Origin of the sequence: Celeribacter sp., assembly GCF_048266405.1 — a bacterium.
Classification (GTDB): domain Bacteria; phylum Pseudomonadota; class Alphaproteobacteria; order Rhodobacterales; family Rhodobacteraceae; genus Celeribacter.
Genome location: NZ_JBLWZO010000001.1, coordinates 624,623 through 650,200, shown reverse-complemented (window position 1 = coordinate 650,200; position 25,578 = coordinate 624,623). Strand labels below are relative to the sequence as shown.

19 protein-coding genes are annotated in these 25,578 nt (G+C 58.3%); 12 read left to right on the top strand and 7 right to left on the bottom strand.

Features of this window, described 5'->3' with window-relative positions:
- Nucleotides 1-177: 177 nt before the first annotated feature.
- The 3 genes from glpD to ACN0TS_RS03325 all read left to right on the top strand — a co-directional run bounded on the left by glpD (nt 178) and on the right by ACN0TS_RS03325 (nt 3,711).
- Nucleotides 178-1,812 (top strand): glycerol-3-phosphate dehydrogenase, encoded by a 1,635-nt coding sequence (glpD, locus tag ACN0TS_RS03335; protein WP_417257882.1) that lies wholly within the window; start codon nt 178-180, stop codon nt 1,810-1,812.
- A 151-nt stretch (nt 1,813-1,963) separates the two neighbouring features.
- Nucleotides 1,964-3,451, top strand: coding sequence for a glycerol kinase GlpK (glpK, locus tag ACN0TS_RS03330; protein ID WP_417257881.1), 1,488 nt, complete (start codon nt 1,964-1,966; stop codon nt 3,449-3,451).
- 83 nt (nt 3,452-3,534) lie between these two features.
- Nucleotides 3,535-3,711 carry a hypothetical protein gene (locus ACN0TS_RS03325; protein WP_417257880.1) on the top strand — a complete coding sequence of 59 codons (177 nt, stop codon included), beginning with the start codon at nt 3,535-3,537 and terminating at the stop codon, nt 3,709-3,711.
- A 100-nt stretch (nt 3,712-3,811) separates the two neighbouring features.
- On the opposite strand, the gene ACN0TS_RS03320 is transcribed toward ACN0TS_RS03325, so the two are convergent.
- Nucleotides 3,812-4,255, bottom strand: a complete 444-nt coding sequence (locus ACN0TS_RS03320; RefSeq protein WP_417257879.1) for an Lrp/AsnC family transcriptional regulator — start codon at nt 4,253-4,255, stop codon at nt 3,812-3,814.
- A gap of 117 nt (nt 4,256-4,372) precedes the next feature.
- On the opposite strand from ACN0TS_RS03320, the gene rocF reads away from it, so the two are divergent.
- On the top strand, nt 4,373-5,299 hold the full coding sequence (rocF, locus tag ACN0TS_RS03315; RefSeq protein ID WP_417257878.1) for an arginase: 927 nt from the start codon (nt 4,373-4,375) through the stop codon (nt 5,297-5,299).
- Between the two features lie 23 nt (nt 5,300-5,322).
- Nucleotides 5,323-6,372: an ornithine cyclodeaminase gene (locus tag ACN0TS_RS03310; protein ID WP_417257877.1), complete on the top strand. Its 1,050-nt coding sequence runs from the start codon at nt 5,323-5,325 to the stop codon at nt 6,370-6,372.
- Between the two features lie 13 nt (nt 6,373-6,385).
- Here ACN0TS_RS03310 and ACN0TS_RS03305 read toward each other — a convergent pair whose 3' ends face one another.
- The gene (locus tag ACN0TS_RS03305; RefSeq protein WP_417257876.1) at nt 6,386-7,453 is read right to left on the bottom strand and encodes a LuxR C-terminal-related transcriptional regulator; all 1,068 of its coding nucleotides are present in this window, start codon (nt 7,451-7,453) and stop codon (nt 6,386-6,388) included.
- A 257-nt stretch (nt 7,454-7,710) separates the two neighbouring features.
- Between ACN0TS_RS03305 and ACN0TS_RS03300 the strand changes: the two genes are divergently transcribed.
- The gene (locus ACN0TS_RS03300) at nt 7,711-12,222 is read left to right on the top strand and encodes a peptidoglycan-binding protein (protein ID WP_417257875.1); all 4,512 of its coding nucleotides are present in this window, start codon (nt 7,711-7,713) and stop codon (nt 12,220-12,222) included.
- Between the two features lie 118 nt (nt 12,223-12,340).
- On the top strand, nt 12,341-13,465 hold the full coding sequence (locus tag ACN0TS_RS03295) for an SH3 domain-containing protein (RefSeq protein WP_417257874.1): 1,125 nt from the start codon (nt 12,341-12,343) through the stop codon (nt 13,463-13,465).
- 64 nt (nt 13,466-13,529) lie between these two features.
- Here ACN0TS_RS03295 and ACN0TS_RS03290 read toward each other — a convergent pair whose 3' ends face one another.
- From ACN0TS_RS03290 to ACN0TS_RS03280, 3 genes are all read right to left on the bottom strand, one after another.
- Nucleotides 13,530-14,951 carry a GGDEF domain-containing protein gene (locus ACN0TS_RS03290; RefSeq protein WP_417257873.1) on the bottom strand — a complete coding sequence of 474 codons (1,422 nt, stop codon included), beginning with the start codon at nt 14,949-14,951 and terminating at the stop codon, nt 13,530-13,532.
- Between the two features lie 89 nt (nt 14,952-15,040).
- A complete protein-coding gene (oiaX, locus tag ACN0TS_RS03285; protein ID WP_417257872.1) occupies nt 15,041-16,294 on the bottom strand; it encodes a 3-oxo-isoapionate-4-phosphate decarboxylase OiaX in 1,254 nt (417 codons plus the stop codon).
- Nucleotides 16,295-16,323: 29 nt separating this feature from the next.
- Nucleotides 16,324-17,685, bottom strand: coding sequence for a four-carbon acid sugar kinase family protein (locus ACN0TS_RS03280; protein ID WP_417257871.1), 1,362 nt, complete (start codon nt 17,683-17,685; stop codon nt 16,324-16,326).
- Between the two features lie 256 nt (nt 17,686-17,941).
- Between ACN0TS_RS03280 and ACN0TS_RS03275 the strand changes: the two genes are divergently transcribed.
- Entirely contained in the window at nt 17,942-18,769 is an 828-nt protein-coding gene (locus ACN0TS_RS03275; RefSeq protein WP_417257870.1) for a phosphogluconate dehydrogenase C-terminal domain-containing protein, read from the top strand.
- Nucleotides 18,770-18,851: 82 nt separating this feature from the next.
- On the opposite strand, the gene ACN0TS_RS03270 is transcribed toward ACN0TS_RS03275, so the two are convergent.
- Entirely contained in the window at nt 18,852-19,556 is a 705-nt protein-coding gene (locus tag ACN0TS_RS03270) for a sugar transferase (RefSeq protein WP_417257869.1), read from the bottom strand.
- A 261-nt stretch (nt 19,557-19,817) separates the two neighbouring features.
- Here ACN0TS_RS03270 and modA point away from each other — a divergent pair, with 261 nt between their 5' ends.
- Genes modA through ACN0TS_RS03250 form a run of 4 tightly spaced genes read left to right on the top strand, consistent with a single transcriptional unit; the run spans nt 19,818 to nt 23,127 of the window.
- Nucleotides 19,818-20,591, top strand: a complete 774-nt coding sequence (modA, locus tag ACN0TS_RS03265) for a molybdate ABC transporter substrate-binding protein (protein WP_417257868.1) — start codon at nt 19,818-19,820, stop codon at nt 20,589-20,591.
- Complete coding sequence (gene modB / locus ACN0TS_RS03260; RefSeq protein ID WP_417257867.1) at nt 20,588-21,280, top strand: molybdate ABC transporter permease subunit; 693 nt, start codon at nt 20,588-20,590, stop codon at nt 21,278-21,280. The genes modA and modB overlap by 4 nt, the downstream gene beginning before the upstream one ends.
- Nucleotides 21,277-22,359 carry a molybdenum ABC transporter ATP-binding protein gene (gene modC, locus ACN0TS_RS03255; protein ID WP_417257866.1) on the top strand — a complete coding sequence of 361 codons (1,083 nt, stop codon included), beginning with the start codon at nt 21,277-21,279 and terminating at the stop codon, nt 22,357-22,359. Before modB ends, modC begins: the two co-directional genes overlap by 4 nt.
- 9 nt (nt 22,360-22,368) lie before the next feature.
- Nucleotides 22,369-23,127: an SDR family NAD(P)-dependent oxidoreductase gene (locus ACN0TS_RS03250; protein ID WP_417257865.1), complete on the top strand. Its 759-nt coding sequence runs from the start codon at nt 22,369-22,371 to the stop codon at nt 23,125-23,127.
- Between the two features lie 71 nt (nt 23,128-23,198).
- On the opposite strand, the gene ACN0TS_RS03245 is transcribed toward ACN0TS_RS03250, so the two are convergent.
- Nucleotides 23,199-25,388: an NADP-dependent isocitrate dehydrogenase gene (locus ACN0TS_RS03245; protein WP_417257864.1), complete on the bottom strand. Its 2,190-nt coding sequence runs from the start codon at nt 25,386-25,388 to the stop codon at nt 23,199-23,201.
- Between the last annotated feature and the right edge of the window lie 190 nt (nt 25,389-25,578).

The window sequence follows — 25,578 nt, the reverse complement described above, 5'->3', positions numbered from 1 at the left end:
TCAAGTGTTCGAATCGGATGGGATGGAGAATTGCGCACAAAAGAGAAAATTCGAGGGGAAATTTGATGGTCAATATCCAGACTAATCATCTATTTATGGAATAGCGAAAGAAAACGAACATTCGTTATTGATTTTAGTCTCGCCGTCGTATTGTGTTCATGGTGTTGCTGTATCGCGATGGCAACTCAACCAGAATACGTGGAGGCGACTTTGGGCCAGTTAGAACAACAGGACGTGATTGATCTGTTCGTCATCGGTGGTGGCATCAATGGATGCGGTATTGCGCGTGATGCGGTCGGGCGCGGCTTGAGTGTCGAACTGGCCGAGATGAATGATCTCGCCTCTGCTACATCTTCGGCCTCGACGAAGCTGTTTCATGGCGGTCTGCGCTATCTTGAATATTGGGAAGTCCGTTTGGTTCGCGAAGCGTTGATCGAACGCGAAACCTTGCTACGGGCCATGCCGCATATCTCGTGGCCGATGCGGTTTGTGTTGCCCTACCACAAAGACATGCGGTTCGAGGGCAATACGCCAACCTCCAAACTCCTGAGCTTTGTCATGCCGTGGATGAAGGGGCGTCGCCCCGCGTGGCTGATCCGTCTTGGTCTGTTCATGTATGACAATCTCGGCGGGCGCAAAATTCTCAAGGGCACGACCTCTGTGTCCCTGACGGGCACTCCCGAGGGCGCGCCGTTGAATGACCGGTTTTCAAAGGCCTACGAGTATTCGGATTGTTGGATCGAAGACAGTCGTCTTGTCGTTCTCAACGCTCGTGATGCCCAAGCGCGTGGTGCGAAAATTAACGTGCGCACCAAAGTTCTGTCGGCCGCACAGCGCGATGGGCTGTGGGTTGTGACCGTGCAGGATCGCGACAGCGGCGAGACCCGCGAGGTTCGTGCCAAGATGCTTGTGAACGCGGGCGGCCCTTGGGTTGAGGACATCATCCGTAACGCTGTGCATATCAAATCCGCAGATGGGGTGCGCCTCGTACGCGGTAGCCACATCGTGACGCGCAAGCTCTATGATCATGATAAATGCTACTTCTTCCAAGGCGAAGACGGGCGCATCATCTTTACGATTCCTTATGAGGGCGATTTCACCCTGATCGGCACCACCGACAAGGATCACGCCGATGCAAACGAGAAGCCCGTCTGCACCGAGGAGGAGGCAGCCTATCTGATGGAGTTTGCCTCTAATTACCTCAAAACGCCCGTGACCAAAGAGGATGTGGTCTGGAGCTATTCAGGGGTGCGCCCGCTCTACAATGATGGTGCGAGTTCTGCGACAGCGGCTACGCGCGATTACGTGTTGAAGGTGGATGAAACCACGGGCGCGCCTCTGCTGAACGTCTTTGGCGGCAAGATCACAACCTATCGTAAACTGGCCGAATCCGCGCTTGAGAAAATCACGCCATTCTTTGACGGGGATCGCAAGCCGTGGACAGCAGGTGTCGCACTTCCGGGCGGGGATTTCCCCGTCGATGGTGTTGCGGATCTGACGTCTCGTTTGCAGGCAGCCTATCCGTTTTTGACGCCGAAATGGGCGAAGCGTTTGATCAAGGCTTACGGGACAGAGGCGTTTGATGTGGTGGGGGAGGCGACCGAAGCCAGCGATCTCGGGCGCGATTTCGGGGCTACATTGACAGAGCGCGAAATCAAGTGGCTCATGGATAAAGAATTTGCACGGACGGCGGAGGATGTTGTTTGGCGTCGTTCGAAGTTGGGCCTTCGCCTGACGCAAGAGGAAATAGCGGCCTTGGATGACTGGATGTCCAAAGTGCTCAAAAATTCGGAGCAACAAGGCGCAGCTTAAGTTGCAAAGAGGGGGAGAGACATGTCGCTTGAAACCCTGTGTGTTTGGCCTCTAGGCTACGCTGAAACTTGCTCGGCTGCCATGGCTGGTGGCCACCTTCATCGCTCACGGCACGAGCCGTTCCACGCGCTCAATTAAACGAGGTTGCCTTATGACTTATGTTCTTGCGATTGACCAAGGGACAACATCGTCCCGCGCTATTTTGTTCAATGCGGCGATGGAACCCGTCGCCCAAGCGCAAGAAGAGTTCGCGCAACACTTTCCTCAATCGGGATGGGTCGAGCATGATCCCAACGATCTATGGGTGACAACCGCAGGCACGTGCCGCGAAGCGATTGAACGTGCAGGTATTTCCTCGTCACAGATTGCGGCCATTGGCATCACCAATCAGCGCGAAACCGTTGTGGTTTGGGAGAAAGCTACGGGTAAACCCATTCACAACGCGATCGTCTGGCAGGACCGCCGCACGGCTGACTATTGTCATAGCCTGCGTGAGGCTGGGCATGGGCAGATGATCAACGACCGGACTGGTCTTTTGCTCGACCCCTATTTCTCAGGCACCAAACTTAAATGGGTGCTCGACAATGTTGAGGGGGCGCGTGACCGCGCACGAAACGGCGAATTGCTGTTTGGCACCGTCGATAGCTTCCTGATCTGGAAGCTCACCAACGGCGCGGTCCATGCCACGGATGCAACGAACGCCGCGCGGACAATGCTTTACGATATTCGCAAGGGCCGTTGGAGCCAGACCATTTGCGATCTGTTGGACATCCCGATGGCGATGCTCCCCGAGGTCAAGGATTGCGCCGCCGATTTCGGCATGAGCCGCGCGGACCTGTTTGGCAAAGAGATCCCGATTTGTGGCGTCGCGGGCGATCAACAGGCCGCGACCGTCGGTCAGGCGTGCTTCAAGCCGGGGATGTTGAAATCCACCTATGGCACGGGCTGTTTTGCGCTGTTGAACACAGGCGACACGCCCGTGACCTCCAACAACAACCTGCTGACCACCATTGCCTATCAGCTTGATGGTAAGCCGACCTATGCGCTCGAAGGATCGATCTTCATCGCGGGGGCGGTGGTGCAATGGCTGCGTGACGAGTTGCAAATCATCAAATCCGCCTCCGAGACGCAAAGCCTCGCCGAACAGGCCGACCCTCACCAGAACGTCATCATGGTGCCCGCCTTTGTCGGTCTTGGTGCGCCCTATTGGAATGCGGAGTGCCGTGGCGCGATGTTTGGCCTCACGCGCGGCTCAGGGGCCGCTGAACTGGCCAAGGCCGCGCTTGAAAGCGTCGGCTTCCAGACCCGCGATTTGCTTGAGGCGATGTCTGCCGACTGGAAAGCCGAGGGAGTGCAGCCGACCCTGCGCGTGGATGGCGGCATGTCTGCAAGCGATTGGGCGATGCAGTTTCTCTCCGACATCATTGCCGCCCCAGTGGACCGCCCCAAAATTCAGGAAACGACCGCACTTGGCGTGGCGTGGCTCGCGGGGATGCACGCAGGCATTTATCCCGATCAGGCAACATTTGCAGACAGTTGGGCCTTGGATAAGCAGTTCTTGCCCAACCTGAGCGATGCCGAACGGGATGCGAAATATACAGGGTGGAAAAAAGCGGTGCAGGCCACGATGAGTGTCTGACGCGGCTTTAGGTCACGGGCTGTGATGCAAAACGGGAAAGAAGGCGCGTGACAAACGGGTCCGACACCCGCTACCTATGCGTCATGAAATATGTTCCCAAGAAAAACACCGATGACGCCCTTATTCAGGAATACTTGAACAAAGGGGGTAAAGTCAGTGTTGGTGAAACCAAACCTCTTCCGAGCGAACTTGGTCTGAGCAAAAATGTTTGGAACAACAAGCTGACGAAAGAAGAGAAAGCCGCTCGCGACAAAAAGTGAGTGTGCGGCTTGTCTGAGCAGCCACGTGGCGTCCTTTCGATGATCTCGAAAGTAAGAGGCGTCTATTTGTTTGCTTGAGACCCGTGGAGATGTCTTTGCCTTAGACCTGTCGGGCGGTTGCCCCATGATGATGGGTCGCCAAAAGCAGGTTGGTCTCTGATTCCGAAATCCCGTCGATCTCGCGCATCGCGCCAAGGGCAGCATCGAAGGTGGCGAGGTCTTCACTGGCAAGCTCTGCGATCAGATCCCATTTTCCATTGGTGGAATGAATGGCCTGAATGGCCGTGATCTTGTGCAGCTGCGCAATGATCCGCGCGGTTCTGTGGCCTGCGATCTTGATAAGAGTGATGCCGCGCACGGGTTGGGCAAGGTCGTCTTCGCGCAGGCGCAGGGTGAAGCCCGTGATCACGCCCGCATTGACCAATTTGTCCAAGCGTGTGCGCACGGTGGCACGTGATACGCCGAGACTGGTGGCGAGATTCGCGATGGGGTCGCGGCTGTTGCGCCGCAAGAGTGCGATGAGGCGCTTATCGATATCGTCCATTGTGACACCTATGCCTTTCGTTTTGCGCAAATCATATGCCGAAATGATCACTTATTGCACTTAAATCTGCCGATTTTTGCGATGAAAATGAACGCCTGACAATCATCGGAGTTGCGCGTGACACATTGCATACTTATCGGAGCCCCCGTTCAGGAGGGCGCAAGCCAACGCGGGTGCCGCATGGGGCCAGAGGCCCTGCGCACCGCAGGATTGGTGGAGGCGCTGACCGCCTTGGACTGCACGGTTGAGGATCGCGGTGACGTGACGCCCGATGTACAACCGTGCCCGCCACACGAAAATTCTGCCATTCACCATATGGACGAGGTGGTCGCATGGACTCGTGCCTTGAGCGATGCAGCTTACCATGGGGCGCGTGATGGCACGCCGATCTTCCTTGGCGGGGATCATAGTCTGGCGGCGGGCACCGTGACGGGCGTGGCGCGTGCGGCGGCAGAACAAGGTCGCCCGATGTTCGTGCTTTGGCTTGATGCCCACCCTGATTTCCATTCACTCGACACCACCGAAAGCGGCAATCTGCACGGAACACCCGTGGCCTATTATACGGGCCAATCAGGCTTTACGCCGCATTTTCCCGAGGTGAGCCATCCAGTTGCGCCTGAAAACATTTGCATGATGGGTCTGCGCTCGGTGGATCGCCATGAGGCGACGGCGATACAGGCGGCGGGTATCGAATTGAACGATATGCGTGCGATTGACGAGTTCGGCATTGTGGCCCCGTTGCGGGAGTTTCTGGCCAAGGTCGAGGCCGCCAATGGCTGGCTTCACATCAGTCTCGACGTGGATTTTCTCGACCCTGCGATTGCGCCCGCTGTTGGCACCACGGTGCCGGGCGGGGCGACGTTCCGCGAGGCGCATTTGATCATGGAAATGGTCGAGGAGGCGGGGTTGGTGCATTCGCTCGATCTGGTGGAACTCAATCCGTTTCTGGACGAGCGCGGCCGCACGGCGAAGCTCTTGGTCAATCTGACTGCGAGCCTGTTCGGGCGGCGCGTTCTGGATCGTATGACGCGCAGCGCCCAATAACTTTTCCCAAATCGAGGAAGATCATGCAAAAAGACCTGAATACCGTCCCCTTTGTGAGTGTCGAAAACATGATGCGTCTGGTGCTCGATATCGGGATCGAGACCTGCATCGCGCAGATCGCGGAGTGTATCGAAGACGATTTTCGCCGTTGGCCCCAGTTTGACAAAACACCGCGTGTGGCCTCCCATAGCCGTGAGGGCGTGATCGAATTGATGCCCACATCCGACGGGATCGATTACGGGTTCAAATACGTCAACGGGCACCCCAAAAATATGAAAGAGGGGCTGCAAACCGTGACGGCCTTTGGCCTGTTGGCCTCTGTCGATACGGGCTACCCCGTGTTGCTGTCCGAGATGACCATCCTGACCGCGCTGCGCACGGCGGCGACCTCGGCTGTGGCGACGAAATACCTCGCCCGCAAAGACGCCCGCACCTTGGCCCTGATCGGCAACGGCGCTCAGTCGGAGTTTCAGGCACTTGGGCTGAAGCGGATTTGTGGCATCGACACCGTGCGGCTTTACGATATTGATCCTGCGGCCACCCGAAAATGTGTCGAAAACCTTGCGGGATCGGGCCTCACGGTTGTGTCGTGCCGCTCGCCCGAGGAGGCGATACAGGGCGCGGATGTGGTCACGACCTGCACCGCAGACAAGCAATATGCGACGATCCTGACCGACAACATGGTGGGCGCAGGGCTGCACATCAACGGCATTGGCGGCGACTGTCCGGGGAAGACGGAAATCCACCGTGACATTCTGCTACGCTCTGACATCTTTGTGGAATACCCCGAACAAACCCGCATCGAAGGCGACATTCAGCAACTCGACGATGACTACCCCGTCAAAGAATTGTGGCAGGTCATTACGGGCGCAGTGGAAGGGCGCAAAGATGACCGCGCGATTACGCTGTTCGATGGCGTGGGCTTTGCGATTGAGGATTTTTCGGCCCTGCGGTGGCTGCGCAGTGCCCTGATCGGCTCAACGCGGTTTACACAGTTGGATATGATCGCCGACCCCGACGATCCGCGCGACCTGTTTGGCATGGTTCAGCGCGAGAAAGAGCGCATGGCGTAGTGCAGGGCGGCACTTAAAGCTGACCGTAGAGTCCGACCAATTCGACTTGGCTGCCGACATTGACCTTATGGTAAATGAGTTTGAGCCGTTGACGGATGCTGTTGGGTTTCAGGCTCATGATCTCCGCAATCATCGCGGGGGTTTTGCCCGAAGCCAACAGATCGACAGTGGTGATCTCGGTCTCTGTGAGACTGAACTGTTCACGCAAACGGCGCTGTTTCATGGCACTTGAATCGCTGCATTGGGTCCGGATGGCGCAGGCTTTGAGCGGCATGAAAAAGTGTCGCAACCGTGGGGGGATCTGGATGACCAAAACATTGACCGTGTGGCCGCCTGTGTTGAATTGATAGGCGTTGCTGAGCGACAAGCTCGGGTCGCTGGTCAATGTGTCGCGCAGCTCGGTATTGAGGCTGTCGCTGATTTCTTCGGGCAGGAGCGTCTCTAACCTGTTGGTGGATGTGATGCGCCCCGCCGTGTCGATGTTGAAACACTGATTGCCATCGGCGTCGAAAAGGAACACGTCGGATTGTGTGCCTCTGAAAAACTGCGCGAATTCGTAGATGCGTTCGTGCGCAATGTCCGCAGCCTGTCTTGTGGCGCGTTCAAATAGGGGTTGGATCGCTTTGATCCGCGCCACATCGTCGGCGGTGATCGGTGGGTGGTCATTGCCGAAGTGTAGGGTCATCGGCCAGTACCCGTTGGGCGTCATAATGCGGATGGTGCAGACATTCCCGAAATTCTTGGGGCGGAGAAAGTCGCGATAAAACGGCATTTCCGCTTTGGCCGCGCGGTCGGGAAAGACCTCGTCATCGGAGGCATAGCCGCGCTCGAACATGCGCGTCAGCACCCCTTCGCGCGGGTCTTTCAGGTTCCATTTGTCGGATAGATACTCGCCCAAGGCTTGCTTCATTTCCTTGGTCCCCGACATCCACAATCCGCGATATTGCGGGTTGCTTGGGGGGAGAAGCGCCCCTGTCGCTCCGAATAAGTCAACGACGTTTGCACAGGCCTCGTCCCAATATTTCGCATCCTTGGTGGCGCGTTCAAGGGTGTCTTTTAGAGGCTGAAAAATGTCGGTCATGGACTCTCCTGTCGCATAGATACCGACGTTTTGTCAGTATCTTAGTCGATGGAAACTCAATTGCGTGTCAGGATTTCCATATTTTGACCCATTGAACAAAACTTTTACGAAGATTGCACCCCCATACCCAAACGGTAGTTCAGTTAATTTCACTTCCCTTTACCAATGTTGCCTTGGGGCCTCTGAATTGGGGCCGTCGACCTGTTGTGTGATCACAAATTAATCAAATCCTCTAAATGTCTCGATTGGAGCCAACAATGTCATACCGCGTGTCCGTGGGTTTTTTCGCCGCTTCGCTCTTCGCCTCTGTGCTTGGTTCAGCAGCTTTTGCACAGAATTTACTCGTAGACGGTGGTTTTGACGGGGCACCGCAAACGCAGTTTGGCGATCGGTTTGACGAGGATCTCCCACCGTGGATGTTTGCGACGGTCGCGCCGACGAATGTCATTTTGAACACGCAAAATCTCGTGGTGGTCGACGGGCCGGGCGGACATGATTATCTCGACCTCGGGCCAGAGTCCGACGCATCGGGCGCGCCTGCGGGCGAAACGCAGTATTACATCGATAGCGGCAATATCCCACTCTATGGGTGGCAGTATTTCACACCGAGTTGCAGCGGCACGGCGACGGCGCGTGTGATGGTGACCAACCGAGAAGGACACGGCGTGACTGGGCCGACGCTCACAGGCGCGGATGTTCCCGCGCAGCCTGCTCCGTTTACATTCGGCAGTACGCAAGGCGGCTTGGCGCTTTTGCAGGTTCAAAACCAGATCCCCGCGTTTCCCGTGGGGTTTGCGGTCGCACCTGCGTCAACGGCGCAGCTTGTGATTGATCTCAAAACGCAATTTGACGCCGAGAAAATGCCGTTCCTTTTGGCTGCTGGTACCACGCGGACCTATCCGTGGACCCCGATGACGGTACAGGCCCCTGTGACCGCGGGGCAGCTCTATGCCTTCATGGCCGAGCTTGGTCATAGCGTGAATATGGACAATGCCTCTGTCGAGGTGGCCTGTGACGAGCCGCCCACCACGCCGAACCTGACGCCCAAAATCGAACACATCAAGTCAAGCAAGGTTTGTGAGCAACCCGTTCAGGCCACCGTCAATGGCGTGCTCGGATACACGTGGGATTGCCAAGCCGAAATCACCGTGACGCCGACCCCGTTTGCGGGCACCTACACGCTTGAGGACGATGCCTCCAATATCTCGATTGGTGCGGCGCAATTCGTGTCTATTTCGGAGCCGAACTGCTCGCCGCTCGGGTTGGACCATATTAGTTGCGAGATGGATGGCGCGACGATGACCGCGCCGCATGTCGTGGATTATCAATTGTTTACCGAACTGACAGACCCCAACGAGGTGATCGAATGGGAAAACTGTCTGGATGGACATGCGGACACAGCGGCAGGAACCTTCCCCGCCATTCCCATGTGCATGGGCCGCACGATCAAACCCGAGATCGTTGTCGATCCCAAAGAACCGCCCGTTATCGCGTTGAAAAAGGGGTGTCGCGCAATGGGCGAAGACAATGGCACCGCTTACTATCTGTGTTCGGTCTATGTGAGCCCGCCCTCCAGCGGCACCCTTACGGGGCCTTTGACCTTGGACGAGTTGTTCACCACCACGTCTGGTGCCTCTGCCACGCAATATATCCAATCGCTGATTGGCACGCCCGCTGCATCAAATGGATGGACCTGCCAACAGCCCGCCTTTCCCAACGGCGCATCCTGCACCATTTCGGCCGCAGACTTTAACAGCAATACAGGCCACCGCATTGACGCCCAGATTGTGATCCCGACAGCCGTCTTGGCCAAAGAGGGCTTCACCAACTGCGCCCAAGTGCGCATCGGTGATCAGGTTGTCGGCACGGCGGATTGCGTTGATATCGCCGTGGAAACCGAGACGACATTTGACGTTGATAAGTCCTGTAAACCTTCGGGCGACCGGATGATCTTTAGCGAGGCCTTCTGGGTGCAACCCTACCAATGCACCTTGACGGTAACGACAGCAGGCGCGCCCTTTACGGGGCCGCTTTGGGTCTCCGAGGATTTGCATTTCGGACAAAACCCGGGCGCATCTCAGATCCTGACCATGACATCTGCTGATCCGTGGGACTGCAGCAATCCGCCCTATACCGCAGCAGGGCAGGGCGGCAACGCACCCTACTGTGGCATTCAGGGCAGCCAGTTCCCCGCATCGGGTAGCTCTACGATCACTGTTGATCTGCTGATGAACGCCTCGATGGACTTATTCGGCGCGGAAAACTGCGTATCGTTGAGCGTGGGAGAGCCCGATGCCAATGGTTTGCCTGCGCCCGTTGCCGAGGATTGCTTTGAAATCGCACCGGCACCTGTGAGTGCCCCGACAGAGCCGTCGATTGATCTTGCTAAAAGCTGTTCGCCCGCTGTGCTTGGCGCGGATGGAATCTGGACGGCGCAGTGCGAAGTGACCTTGACGCTGAATGACTATGTGTATGACCCAAGTGCGGGCAACGCGCCCTATATTGATCTCGTGGACGAGTTGGTTCCAAACGGTGTGCAAACTCCGCTGACAAGCCTGATGCCCTTGCAAACTCCTGACTACGGTTGCTGTTGGGGGCCATTCACGGGAACACCCGCAGGCTTCAACAACGCGCGTATTAACCCGCGCAAATTGGCCGACCGTGGGGGCAGCGTCACCTTGGATTACACCGCGACCTTCGCGGGTCCGGGAGGGCGTCCTGTGAACGGGCAAAACGTGATGAATTGCGTGTCCGCATCTTCTCCTGCCCTGAACCTGCGCGTTCCCGAAGGCCCACTTGGTACCGAGCGAATTTGTGTGCCCATTGAGTTCCCGCTGACTGCCGTTGTCGGCCCCGATGTTGGCAGTATCGCTGATCCCGGAAGACCGACACCAGGGACAGGCGGGTCAAATCCAGGCCCGGTGATTGATGATGATGAGGGGCCACTGACGGCCACGGACAGTATCTTCACCGAAGCTGCTAATCCCAGCATTCCGATGACACCACTCGCAGGTGACAGCGCCAGTTGCAGCCTGAATACCATGTTTGTCATCGACAATTCCTACTGGATGGACGCCGCGCATGGTAACCGTCTGGACATCACTAAAACCGCCATCGTTCGGGCCCTCGACGGGTTGCGTGGCAACGGATCGGCTGTGGCTTTTAATGCGGGCAACACGGCGAGCGGCGTGCATGGCACGTATCGCGACATTGACGCCTTCTACTCATCCATCGTCTCCAATACCCTGCCCACGATCCAAGCGGGCGGACAATCCAGTTGGCAAATGGCATTTGGAAACATGCAGCAAAATGCGACCCCGCCGTTGGTTGTGTTCATCACCGCAGGCCCGCCGAGCTATAGCATCATCCCCAACACCTACACCTATCATCAGGTGCCTGTGGCGGATGCGATTGCGGCGACAGTGCCAAGTATTGCGGCGCTGCGTGCCTCAGGGAGCCGTGTGATCGGTATCGGCATCGGGACAGACATCAGCGCCGCGCATCTGACGGCGGCACTGGGCGGGACCGTCACCAATTTCGCAGCAGGGGGCGCGGTCAATCCTCTTGTGAATGACGTGATTATGATCCCGAACGCGCAAGATGCGCCAGAAGCCTTCGCCAAGATTGCGGCGACCTATTGTCCGACATCGCCTGCGCCGTTGAGTGCATCAGATGCTGTGGCTGACCTTCAGGTGCTCACGCCGACGCCAGTTCTGCCGCTGCCGCGCCCGATGTTGACGATCAAAAAGTCGCAAACGTCGGCTTGTCTCGCCAATCGCGGAACTCAGACCTATGACTGCGGGTTCCGCTTGTCGGTGACAAACACCGGCACTGGCCCCTTTGTCGGTCCATTGGTTGTCACCGATACGATCGGCAATCCCGGTGCGACTTCGGCCACGTTACGGTCTGGCAACGGATGGTCCTGTGCGGGCCCTGTTGGCGGGGCGGTGACTTGCGATACGTCGCTGTTGAACCTCGCGGCGGGCGCCACCACGCATCTTGATCTCACGATGGGCATCAAAGGTTTGCGCAAAGGCGGAAGTTTTGAAAACTGTGCCGCCGTTGGCATCCCTGACAATCGCACGCAACGTGTCGCCGCGATCCAGCAGGTGATGAACGCCCGTGGTCTCAATGCCGGACCTGTGGACGGAAAACCGGGTCAAAAGACCTACGCCGCTTTGGCGAAGCTCCAAGCCTCCCTTGGCCTGCCTGTGAGCCGCGAGTTTGATGACGCCTTGTTCCAAGCGCTCGGATTGCCGCTGCAAACGCCTGACGGGGAAAGCTGTGTTTCGGCGCAGTTGCCCGTTATGCCTGCGCCGCCGCTGCAATGTGATCGCGCCACGACGGTGAAACAGGGCGAAAGCTGTGCCTGCCGTTATGACGATATGGAACGCCGCAACGCGACATCGTGCCAATGTGGCGGCGGGATGCGATTGGTTACAGGCAAAGGCTGTGTGGTTGAGGCCGTGCCTGTCCCCGAGCCAGTGCCCGCACCGAAACCCGCGCCTGACGTGACGCCGTTGAGCTGTGATCCTGCGTCGACCCGTTTGAGCGGTGATCAATGTGTTTGTCTTGATCAAAAGAACGCCAAGAAGGTGTCCGATACCCAGTGCCGTTGCTCAAATGGTCTCCCGATGATCGGTGGGCGGTGCCTCCCTGTGGTGATCAAGCCAAGCATCGGAACAGGGGGAGATTCAGGACCTGTGGATGATGCAGCGGGCACCGAGAAGTGCAAAATCATGTTCAATGGTGTTTGCCTTAAAAAATAATGACTTAGCCGCGTGCTATTGGGTAGCATGCGGCTGATGTCGTATTCTTCTCTACGGCACTTTCGCGCCTGCGTGAGTGCCGAATACTCCTTTACAAAACACCACAACGAGGCCCGATATGTCCCGCTCGAAACTGACCGCAACCGCCACCGTAATCGCCGCTGGAGCCATGAGCCTTTGGGCCGCGAGCGCATTTGCCGAGATGATGCAAGTCACGGGCGTGCCTGATGGCGATAGCCTCAATGTGCGGTCAGGCCCGAACGGGCAGAGCGCCGATATCGGTGATTTGCAAGAGGGTGAGGTCGTCAATGTGCTTGGCAAGAACTTTGCAGGTACTTGGTCTCAAATCGACTATCGCGGTCAAAAGGCGTGGGTCGCGTCGCGCTATCTGACCGACACGCAGGACAGTGATCGTGCGGCGGTGTCCACAGGGCCACATGTCGTTTCGGGCATTCCGTCCGATGATCCTGATGGCGGCTTGGTTGTCCGCGATGGGGCAGGGACGGATTTTGCAGCACTCGGTGTGTTGCGTAATGATACGGCTGTCCACATCATCCAGATGTCCGCCGACGGTAAATGGGGCATGATCGCCTTGGCCGATGGCGTGGGGTGGGTTTCTACCCGCTATCTTGTGGCGATGATGGCGACCCCCATGCCAATGCCTACGGCGGACCCGCAAACGGCGCCGGACGGCGGGCCGCTTCCTGCGGTGTTTACCGTTACGGGCGTGGCAGCGGGCGATAAACTTTGGGTGCGTGACGCGCCACAGGCTGCGGGGGCGCGTATCGGTGGACTGGTCCCCGGCGCGGTGGTGAATGTCACGGGCCACGCCTCGGGAAACTGGGTGCAGATCACGCTCAATGGCCAGATCGGCTATGTGAATGCCACGTACCTGACCCGCGCGACCGAAAGCGGTGGCGGCTCCACGGTCAACGGGTTCCCGCTTGGCATCACCTGCCGCGGCACCGAACCCTTCTGGACCTTCACCATCGCGGATGATCGCACGGTGGAATTTACCTCCCTCATCGACGGGCCCGAGCCGATTGCCTCGCTGACGCAGACGACGCCCTCACTGGGCGGAGGCTACCCGTTCGACTTTGCCGCGTCGCCATATGCGGGATCGATCAACGCGCAGGCCTGCTCGGACGGGATGTCGGATATTGCCTATACGATGTCGATCATGCTGACCAAACCGTCAAGCAACTGGACAGGGCCGCTTCATGGCTGTTGCAACGTCGATTGAGTGAGCGAATGCCTTGGGTGCGGGGGAGATGCCCCCACGCACCGTTTTCGGCCATGTGACCCACCTAGGCGGTGTTTTGTTGCAAGACTGTGACCCCGAAGCTGTCCGTCCAACACAGGGCATTACGCCCCGCATCTTTTGCCTCATAGAGTGCATTATCCGCACGGCGCAGGGCTGCATCGGGATCGCTATCGTCGGCAAAGAACTCGGAGGCGCCGATGGATGCGGTGACGTTCAAAATGGATCTGTCGTCCACTTGAATGTTTGTGGTCTCCGATAGGATTTGTCGGATTTCTTTGATGGCGTCTTTCGCGTGATCCTCTAACCTGTCAGGCAAGATCACAATGAATTCGTCTCCTCCCCAACGACACACGATGCCATTATCGCCAACGTGATCATGCAATGTGGCCGCAAAGGATTTGAGAACCATATCGCCTATGTCGTGCCCGTGGGTGTCATTGACGGTTTTGAAATGATCAATGTCGATCATGGCAATGCTGGTTGGGGTGTCATCCGTTCTAAAATCATCGAAATAGGCCGATAGGGCATCCCATCCCGCGTGCCGATTGAGAACGCCCGTAAGCATGTCGGTTTTCGCCATACGTTCGAGGCGGCGCTTTGCGATGCGTCTTTGGACCGCTTCCGTGTGTGTGGTTTGCGCCAGTAAAATCACCTGTATGGCCGAAAGCACAATCGTGGTGGTCAGAGCGATGACAATGGCAACACCTGTCAACTGATTGAATTCCTCGCGAAAGCTGCGCATGAAAAAGACCACGCTGACGCCACAGACGGTGGAAATTACAAGCAGTCCAGCGAGGATTCTGCGTGTGGTTTGTCCCGTGGTCGATGGCAGCAGAATGACCGCAAAAGGTTGTTTGTGGGACACGGTTGCCACCACCGATAGTTGGAACGCGACAAGGCTCAGGAAGGTGAACAGCGACATGTCTTGGCCAAACATCGGGAGATCATAGAGCTTCGCGAAGGTGGTCAGCGCGAGCAGTTCGATAGACATCGCACTCGCAACAAACATAAGGCGTAAATGGTGGACCCGAAGTAGCAGTGAGACGAGCAGTAGTAGGGCGATGATGGCTGTATCCAACCCCATCATACCGAAGTCACGATCAATCCAGACACGCGTTGCGCCCAGCTCGCGTGATGCCGCCCCGCTTAAATGGACCACAATCACCACCACGCATATTGTGATGGCCACCAATGTATAGAGACGCAGCCAAGCGGGCGCGTGACGGGGGCGTTGGACAAAGACGAGATTGAAGCCGATGGCGAGTAAGCAAACGAGTGTCAGGGGGTGGGTGAGTGACGTGGCCTCGAACCCCATGAGACCCGCTTTGATGCCGGCGAAATTGACCACGCCTCCGAGAAGCGCAAACACCATCCCCGCGTAGGCGAGATTGGGTTGAGCCCGTTTTATGAGGTGGATCAACCTGAGTGTACGCTTTGGCATATTGGCTTTCTGAAAACGCGGCATATGCGAAAACCATATTTTAAGACTGGTAAACACTCAGTTTACGTTAGGGGATTTTTAACTAAAAATCACCAAAAATTGCCTCTGTGCGCTTATTCGCCTCCCCATTTCGCCAATGCTGCCGCAAGTTCCGGGTGCTCTTTGGCATAGGCCGCGAGTGTTACGCCCGCCTCGGCGGCCTCCCATGCCTGACGGATTGCCCGCACACCTGCGCCCATCCCCATAGGGTGTCCGTGGACGCCACCACCGCCCAGATACATCAGGTCAAGGTTGCCACCCGTGCGCGTGTAGGTATCCACCGCCTGACCGCCCCATTGCCCCGAACAGACCACGGGAAGAGGGCAGTCGTCAGGGGAAAAGATCGGCGTGGTCACGTCTTTGAACGATTGCACAAAGCTGTCGTCAGGTTCCCAGTATTTGGCACGAATGCCGTTGATCTGGAACTGATCGACGCCCAAAAGACGCCAGACTTTCTGATACGCCCGAAACTCCATACCCAGACCCGGATGTCTGGTCAGAATGTCCCATCCGTTGCGGTGCGCGTGCAGGCAAAGCGCCGACCGTTTGCGCAGGAACGACATGCCGCCATAGCCAACCGAATTGATATTGATGACGGCAGCATTGCCACCCGCCGCAACGACAGTGTCATGGTTGCGCATCATCGTATCGGGATCGGCGGATGAGATGCCAAAGGCATACATGACCCGCTTTCCCGTCTTGTCCTCATGGGCGCGGATGACGGGCATGATCGCTTTGACGCGATCCTCTAATGACGAATAGGCGGGGCTCATCAGCTTTTCGTCGTCCTTGATGAAATCGACACCCGCCGCGCATAATTGCGCCACCACCTCGGCTGTGGCATCGGGCAACAGGCCAAGCGAAGGTTTGATGATCGAGGCAATCATCGGCCCGCGAGAGACCCCCATCAGATCGCGCGATCCTTGCACGCCATATTGCGGCCCGGGATGACAGGCCCACTCGGATGGCAGGTCAATATCCATGACCCGCACACCCGACAGCCCTTTGACCGCATAGACGCCGCCAACGGTGATGGTCATCAGGGCCGCGATATCCGTGCCAACGGCGTCGAGCGGGAAAGAGATCACCACATCGGCACGTTTGACGGGGCCAGTGCCCTCCGCGTCGGGAAGCGACGGTATCTGCGCATCGGGCAGCGGCGTGATCGACACCACCTGCGCCGCACAGCGGGCCCGCACATCGGCGGTCTCATTCGGCAATTCGGTGAAGGTGCCCGTGGATTGGTCCGACGCAATCTTGGCCGCGAGAGCGCCCATGTCGCCGCGGGTTTCCAACCGATAGGTCACGTTGATTTTGGATGCCGACATGGGGAGGGCCTTTCGTTGAGTGTATGTGTTTACCGCGGACCGCCGCCGTCGCGGATCCATCCAAAGAAGTCCTTCGACCCCATTTGACCGCCCTTGAGGGCAATTTCCAACCCGTCATGCGGGCTGTCGCCGTAGCCGATGCAAAGCGCGGCTCCCGGAATGGTGGGGGCGAGGGCTTGGAGCGCGTCCAGTTTGAGCGCCCGCATCCCGTGCCCTGACGTGTCACCGCCTGAAATGACAGCGCGGCGAATGTCGGTTTGCGTCAGAATGCCGTCAAGGATCGCGCCGAGGGCTTGGCCGATCATGTCGTTGGCGCTCTCCACCGTCTTGCCCGAGCTGGCCAATGCCGCGCGAAACGCAGCAACGGCTGGATCGCTCGGACCTGTGGCGGAGCATACAAGCGGGGAGTGCCCGTCGTTTGCCGCGCTTACACCGTGGGCGATGGCGTTTTCGATTTCACTCGCGAGCGCCTCAGGGGAGACCAAGGCACGGGCCGCGTCAAAGCGGATAATGGCAAAGCCGTTTTCCTGTGCCCAATCAATCTGTTGCGCCGTGGAGGGGGAGACCGATCCAGAGACCGCCGCGATCTGTGCGACCTGTCCTGCGGAGGTGAGCGCGGGGGCTTCGGGGGTCAGGCCGATGTTTTGCCAATGGCGCACAAGCGCGTATTCGACGCCCTGTGAGCCTGCGACAAAACTCAAATCGGCGCGGTTGTCCCAGATTAGTTTGCCAGCCGCTTGCTCGCTGACAGGCTCCATACTGTCGATGGATACGATGCGTTTGCCCCGCAATATCGCAGTGTCCAAGGCGGGCTGCGGGTCCGTCCATAAGGCTTCCAAATCAATGAGCGTGGAGGGGAGATCCGTTTGGTGTGACAGATGCACCAAGAGGTCAGACTCGTCCATCGGTGTCACAGGGTGGTGCGCCATGACGGGGTGGCGATCAAGGCGGTAGACCCCGTCGAATGTGCCCGCGAACAAATGGCCAAAGGATTGGTAGCGGCGCATTTGCGGCGCGGCGGTGAGCACGGGGGCAGCTCTTGCTTTCGTCACGTCGAGACCGATTTCGATGGCCTTGCCGATGCTGCCCGAGACAGGGGAGCTGTCAAAGGTCGAGCAGACTTTATAGTGCAAAAGCGGCGCGCCGAGACCGTGCAGGAATTGCAGTGGCGCAGGTAGGTTGTCCTCCATCCATTTGGGGGCGTGTGTGCGTGCGGTCGAGGCGATTCCAATCGCACGGGCGCCTTTGAATCTCTCCATGAGGGCGGGGCTCGGGATGTCGGAAAACAGGACCGTTTCGACTCCCGCAAAGGCGAGAACCTCCATGACAGCGGCCGATCCCGTAAAGTCATCCCCGAACCATGTGATCAGTGGGGCTGTGTGTGCGGTCATCTTGTCGGTCCTTTTGGTCGCATTCTGTTATACCCATGAACACAGGTCATTTGTCGTGTCGTATCAGCACGGTAGCGCAAAGTTCGTGCCGCATCGCGTGATCGAAATGGCCTCGACATCCAAGGGTCGGTTTCCGTCTTTCGAGACTCTGTGTGGCATGTTTTTTTGCGAAACGCTTTGACAATCTCCGCAAGATATTATCTCATCATACCAGCTACGCAAGCCCGAGATAGGCAAACTAAGGAGAAATAACGATATGACGACTGTAGCCCTCTTGGGCGCTGGTGGGAAAATGGGCGTTCGCCTGTCCCAAAATCTGGCCCAAACCGATTTTGATGTTCGACACGTAGAAGTAAGCGATGCAGGACGCGCGCGCCTCAAAGAGGCCGTTGGTGTTGACTGCGTTGAGATGTACGCGGCGCTTTCTGGCGCGGATGTCGTGGTGATGGCCGTGCCTGATACGGCGATTGGCAAGGTCGCGAGCGGGATCATCGACAAGCTTGATTCTGGCACGATGGTTGTGATTCTCGACGCGGCGGCTCCCTATGCGGGGCACTTGCCCGAGCGTGAAGACATCACATATTTCGTGTCCCACCCGTGCCATCCGATGATCTACCACAACGAAGACACCGAAGCCGCACGTCTCGACCGTTTTGGCGGTGTTGCCCACCCACAAGGTGTGGTGAACGCGCTGATGCAGGGCCCAGAGGAGCATTATGCCCTCGGTGATTCCATCGCCAAAGCCATCTACGCCCCTGTGCGCCAAACCTACCGCGTGACGGTCGAACAAATGGCTTACCTCGAGCCAGGTCTGTCCGAAACGGTCTGTGCATCGCTTCTGGTGGTGATGAAACAGGCAATGGACGAAGTGGTCAAAACGGGTGTGACCGAAGAATGCGCGCGCGATTTCCTCCTTGGCCACATGAACATTCTGGGCGCTGTGATCTTCGGCATTCAACAAGGCCAGTTCTCGGATGCCTGTAACAAGGCCATCGAGTTTGGCATTCCTGCCTTGATGCGCGACGACTGGAAGTCGGTCTTTGAGCGTGATGAAATTATGGCGTCGATTAAACGGATTACCTAACAAATTCATCTTAATTCCGATGAGGAACGCCCCGCTTGCTGATGCAGGCGGGGCGTTTCATTTGTAATCGTTTGATGGTGGGTTAACGGCCGGTTTTGGCCAGAACCACGCCAAATGTGCGGGCGATGAGCGACAAATCCAGAGCCAAAGACTGGCGCGCGCCGTAGTCATTATCGTAGCGTGCGCGGTCGATGAAGGTGGTCGTCGAGCGACCTTCAACCTGCCAAATTCCAGTGATTCCGGGGCGCATGGAGCGGTAGGCATGACCGCCCGCGTTTTCATACATGGCCTCTTGATCAGCCGTATAAGGACGGGGGCCGACAAAGCTCATGTCGCCCTTGATGACATTCCAAAGTTGCGGCAACTCATCAAGGCTCGTGGCACGCAAAAAACGTCCGATGCGGGTGATACGCGGATCGTTTTCGAGCTTTTGATAGGTATGCCACTCTGCCGCGATCTCGGGGTTCTCGGCGCAGAGCTTCGCCAGAATGGCATCGGCGTCGAGCTTCATCGTGCGCAGTTTGTAGCAATTGAACAGTTTGCCATCTTTGCCAACACGGCTGTGGGCGTAAATGGCGGGCTTGCCTTCGATTCGCACCAAGGCCCACAAAAGCGCGATGAGGGGGACGGCAATAGGGGCGATCATGAGAGCAAAAACGAGATCAAACACGCGTTTGAGCCCGTCTGCATAAAGGCGCACAGGCTTTTTGGGGGGGAGGCCTGCGTATGTTTGAACTGCGGCCAAATGGGTCGCAGGTTTCGCAAATGTATTGGCGTTTACAAACATGTATGTCTCGGACTTCTGCCCGCTCCTTTAGTGTCTGAGGACCGTTATTAAGGATTCGTTAACCAATTTTTGGACCGAAACAGGGCGAAATTGGGTCATCTGAAATGACGTAGGGTCACAGGTGTTGGTCGTTCCACTGTGGTCGCTTGGACAAAAACTGCGTGGAGTTGCGGTGACTTGCGGTGCCGTGGTGCCTTGCGCTTTTGGTCACACTGCCCATTATGCGAGGGCCCACACGCCCATTCAGGATGACGCACGACCATGCCTTTTCGCTTTCTCCTATTCTTGCTGATTTGCGCGAGCGGCCTATGGGGCGCGCGCGCGGCGAGCGCTGCGGATGTCACCGTCTTTGCCGCAGCAAGCCTCAAAACCGCACTTGATGAAGCGGCACGGGAGTTCGAGGCGCAGACGGGGATGGATGTGGCGCTGTCCTATGCGGGCTCCTCGGCGCTGGCGCGGCAGATCCAATATGGTGCGCCCGCTGATCTCTTTGTCTCCGCCAATGTGGACTGGATGGATGTCTTGCAAGAGGACGGACTGTTGGTTTCGGGATCGCGTGTTGATCTGCTTGGCAATGATCTGGTCTTGGTGGCGTTCGGGACGGGAACCCCCGTGGACCTGTCCGACCCGACCGATTTGCCCGCGCGATTGGGCGGTGATTACCTCGCGATGGCCTTGGTCGATGCGGTGCCTGCGGGTCTTTATGGCAAAGCTGCTCTGCAAAGCCTTGGCCTATGGGACAGCGTGCAAGGACAAGTGGCGCAAAGCGATAATGTCCGTTCGGCCCTCGCGCTCGTGGCAACGGGAGAAGCGCCCTTGGGTGTGGTCTATGCTACGGACGCGCAGTCGTCCGAGCATGTGCATGTCGTGGCGACATTCCCCGAGGACAGCCACCCGCCAATCATCTACCCGATGGCCGAGATCGCGGGACACGGCGGCGAGGCGACACAGGCGTTTCGTGATTTCCTGACAAGTGAGTCCGCGCGTGACGTGTTTGTGACGCATGGGTTCACTGTTTTGGACACAACCCCATGACTTGGCTCGGCCCCGATGAATGGCAGGCCGTTGCCCTGTCGCTCAAGGTTGCCTTCTGGGCCACTGCGCTTAGCTTGCCCTTCGGTATCTTTGCCGCCTATGCCCTGTCGCGTTGGGACTTCGCGGGCAAACAAATCGTCAACGGATTGATCCACTTGCCGCTGATCCTGCCGCCCGTGGTGACGGGCTATTTGCTCCTTCTGACCTTTGGCGCGCGCGGACCGATTGGCGGGGCGTTGGCCGAAATCGGCATCACCTTCGCGTTTCGGTGGACAGGGGCGGCGCTTGCGGCGGCGGTGATGGCCTTTCCGCTCATGGTCCGTGCCATTCGCCTGTCGATGGACGCCGCTGATCCGAAACTGGAACAGGCGGCCGCCACTTTGGGCGCATCGCGCCTTTGGGTCTTTGCCACGATCACCCTGCCGCTCGCCGTGCCGGGGATCATCACAGGGGCGATTCTGGCCTTTGCCAAGGCGATGGGCGAATTTGGCGCCACGATCACCTTTGTCTCCAATATTCCGGGTCAGACCCAGACGCTACCCTCGGCGGTCTATGTCTTTTTACAGGTGCCCAATGGCGAGAGCGCGGCGCTGCGCCTTGTGATGGTGTCGATCGTGATCGCCATGAGCGCGCTCATTCTGTCCGAGGTTTTGGCCAAACGCGCCGCGAAACGGGTGGGCGGACAATGAGCCTGTCGGTCTGTCTCAAACACGCCTTTGACGGTTTTGCCCTCGATGTGGATTTCACAGCGCCCAAGGGGATTACCGTGCTGTTTGGCCGCTCTGGCGCGGGAAAATCCACCATCGTCAACGCGGTTGCGGGGCTGCAAAGGCCTGACGCGGGGCGGATCGTTCTGGATGGGGACGTGCTGCTTGATACGCAATCGGGCATAAACGTGCCCGCGCACAAGCGTCGCGTGGGCTACATCTTTCAGGACGCACGGCTGTTCCCGCATTTCACCGTGCGCGGCAATCTCGACTACGGGCGCAGGTTCGCCGGCAAAGGGGGCAGTGCCGCAGAGGTCGCGCGGGTGGTGGAGCTACTGGGGATCGGTGATTTGTTGGAGCGTCGCCCCGCAGGGCTTTCGGGGGGCGAGCGTCAACGGGTGGCGATCGGGCGGGCTTTGCTGTCAGGCCCGCGCTTGCTTTTAGCCGACGAGCCTTTGGCGGCCCTTGACGAAGCACGTAAAGCGGACATCCTGCCGTATTTCGAGCGGTTGCGCGACGAGGTGGACGTGCCGATCCTCTATGTGAGCCACGCGCCGACAGAAGTGGCGCGACTGGCGACCACGGTTGTGGCGCTTGAGGGTGGCAAGGTCGCACGACAGGGCGATGCTTTGGATGTGCTGTCGGACCCAAGCGTGTTGCCCACGGGGGTGCGCGGCGCAGGGGCCGTGATCGAGGCGCGGGTGATTGCACACCACGACGACGGGTTGAGCGAATTGGACGCGGGCGGTGTGCCGCTGTTTTTGCCCCATGTGCCACGCACCATCGGCGCGGTGATGCGGGTGCGGATCGCGGCGCAGGATGTGATCCTGTCGCGCGATAAGCCCACAGGCCTGTCCGCGCTCAACATCTTGGCGGGCGAGATCACGGACGTGAAACGCGGCAATGGGCCGGGCGCGATTGTGTCGCTCAAAACGGACGCAGGGGTGATCCTCGCACGGGTCACGCGGCGCTCGGCGGATGCGATGGGACTTGCCGTGGGCGGGCGCTGTCACGCGGTGGTCAAAACCGTCTCCATCGCGCCGGAAGATGCAGGAAAGTAGGACAAACACATGACGAAAATTGCCATTCTCACAGGGGGAAGCACGGGCATCGGCGCCCATCTTGTCGGCGCATTGATCGCGGCGGGCTACCGTGTCGGCTTTTCTTACAACAGCTCCGAGGCTCCCGCACGTGCGGTTGAGTCGCTCTACGATGGCGCGGCCTTTGCGGTGAAATGCGATGCGGGTGATGAGGTGCAGGTGCCCGCCTTCCACGCCGCTGTCGCCGACCATTTCGGGGGCGCACCTGATCTGCTCGTCAATAATGCGGGTATTCAGACATGGGCCTCGCTGTTGGATCTCAAGGTGGAGGATTTCGACAAGGTGATCCGCACCAATCTGCGCGGCGCGTTCCTCAACACCCAAGAGGCCGCCCGCGCAATGAAGGCCGCGGGCAAAGGCGGCGCGATCATCAACATCGGGTCGGGCTGCAACAAAGTGGCCTTCCCGAACCTCGTGGATTACGCCGCATCAAAGGGCGGGATCGAGCAGTTCACCAAAACCGCCGCTTCCGAGCTTGGCCCGCTTGGCATTCGCGTCAATTGCGTGGCTCCGGGGGCGATTGCCAACGAGCGCACAGCCGAGGAAGCCGAGGGCTACGCCGACAAATGGGCCGCGCTGACGCCGCTGCGCCGTGTGGGGCAGGCGGCGGATATTGCGGGCCCCGTGGTGTTTTTGGCCTCCGAGGCAGCAGGCTTCGTGACGGGTCAGACGCTTTACGTTGATGGCGGTGTCTTCGCCTGTGCGCCGTGGCCCGATTACGGCGGATAAGACACATCGTTCAGAATTAAAAAAAGGGGCACCCGTGGGCGCCCCTTTCTCATGTCTGTATGGCCATAGCCTTAGCCGATGATGGCGTTCAACGTTGCCGACGGACGCATGATCGCGGCGATCTTGGCAGGGTCGGCGTGGTAGTAGCCGCCCATATCCGCAGGCTTGCCTTCATCCGCTTTCAGCTCTTCAAGAATGACCGCTTCTTTCTCGGCCAGTTCTTTGGCAATCGGGGCGAAGTGGGCTTTCAGCTCGGCATCGTCATCTTGAGCCGCCAAGGCCTCGGCCCAGTAGCGGGCGAACCAGTAGTGCGAGGAACGGTTGTCGTTCTGGCCGACCTTGCGCTCAGGCGATTTGTTTTCGAGCAGCAGCTTCTGCGTTGCCGCCTCGACAGCAGCGCCAAGGACACCTGCTTTGGCTTTGCCTTTGGAGGAGGCGAGGAAGTTGTAGCTTTCACCCAACGCACAGAACTCGCCGAGGCTGTCCCAACGCAGGTGGTTTTCCTCAACCAACTGTTGGACGTGCTTCGGCGCGGAGCCGCCAGCGCCCGTCTCGAACAACCCGCCACCGTTCATCAGTTTCACGATGGAGAGCATCTTGGCGGAGGTGCCAAGTTCGAGGATCGGGAACAGATCGGTGAGATAGTCGCGCAGCACGTTGCCCGTGATGGTCACGACATCTTTGCCTTTGCGCATTTCTTCCCAAGAGAAGCGGGTGGCTTCGCGTGGGGCCATGATCGGAATGTCCTTGCCAGCGGCTTTGAGCGCGGGCTCGACGTATTTGATCAGTTCGGCGTCATGGGCGCGGTTTTTGTCGAGCCAGAAGGCTCCTGTGCCGATGACGTCGTAACGCTCGATACCCGTTTTGATCCAGTCGAGGATCGGTGCTTTCTTCGCCGTGCAGGAGCGCCAGATGTCGCCTGCTTCCACCTCGTTGGACAAAAGCACCTCGCCACTGTCGAGAACGATGGAAATCGTCCCGTCTGCGGGGGCTTGGAACGTGGTGGGGTGGGAGCCGTATTCTTCGGCTTTTTGCGCCATCAGGCCGACGTTGGACACCGCGCCACAGGAGGTGACGTCGAGTGTGCCTGTCTCTTTGAAATACTCAACCGTTTCGTCATAGACGCAGGCATAAGCATTGTCAGGGATGCAGCATTTGGTGTCGGCGGCTTTGCCGTCCGGACCCCAACCGATGCCACCGGCTTTGATCACGGCGGGCATGGAGGCGTCGATGATCACGTCGGAGGGGACGTGCAGGTTGGTGATGCCCTTGTCGGAATCAACCATGTAGAGCGGCGGTTTCGCGGCCAATGCGGCCTTGAGGTCGGCTTCCATTTCGGCGTTGCCCGCGATCAGCGCTTCGAGTGCGCCCAGACCGGAGTTCGGGTTGAAGTCGAGCTTGTCGCCGTGCTTGGCGAGGAAGTCCTCGATGTAGACCGAGACGAAGTGACCGAAGATGATCGGGTCGGAGACCTTCATCATCGTGGCTTTGAGGTGGACGGAGAAGAGAACGCCATCCTCCATGCTTTCGATCTCTTTCTTGATATAGGCGCGCAGGGCCTTGGCGGAGAGGAATGTCGCATCGACGATCTCGCCTTCGAGGTAGCTCAGCCCGTCTTTGAGAACTGTCTCGGAGCCATCTTTGCCCTTGAACAGGATTTTCGCACCACCGGCTTGTGCCGCGGTGATAGTTGCGGATTTCTCGTTGGCGTAGAAATCGTTGCCGGGCATGGCGGCGACGGTGGTTTTCGACGTGGATTCCCACTCGCCCATACGGTGCGGGTTGGCTTTCGCGTATTCTTTTACGGCCTTGGCCGAGCGACGATCCGAGTTGCCTTCGCGCAGAACGGGGTTCACAGCGGAGCCTTTGACGGTGTCGTATTTGGCGCGAACGGCCTTTTCGGCATCGGTTTGCGGATCGGCAGGGTAGTCAGGGATCGGATAGCCCTGCGATTGCAGTTCCTTGATCGCGGCTTCAAGCTGCGGCACGGAAGCCGAAACGTTGGGCAGTTTGATGACGTTGGCCTCAGGGGTTTTCACCAATTGACCAAGGGCCGCAAGGTCGTCGGAGACGCGTTGCTCGTCGCTCAATTCATCGGGGAAGAGCGCCAGAATGCGAGCCGCCAAAGAAATGTCGCGGGTGCCGACGTTGATATCGGCCGCTTTGGAAAAGGAGGTGATGATTGGCAAGAGCGAGCCACGGGCCAACTCGGGGGCTTCGTCAACAATGGTGTAGATGATGTCGGGGGTCTCTTGGGCCATTTGGGTCTCCACATTTGCGGGTTAAGGCGCAGCCGCCATCGGGCGACATACGTTTGAAAGAGCGCCTAGCTTAGCGGGGGCGCAAAGTCAATGTATCCCGATGTATACAATGGAAGTCTGTGCGGTCACGCCGCAGGGCATCCGTTTGGCTCGAACGGGCCACCACAGGCAAAGGATCGCGCCGCAGTTG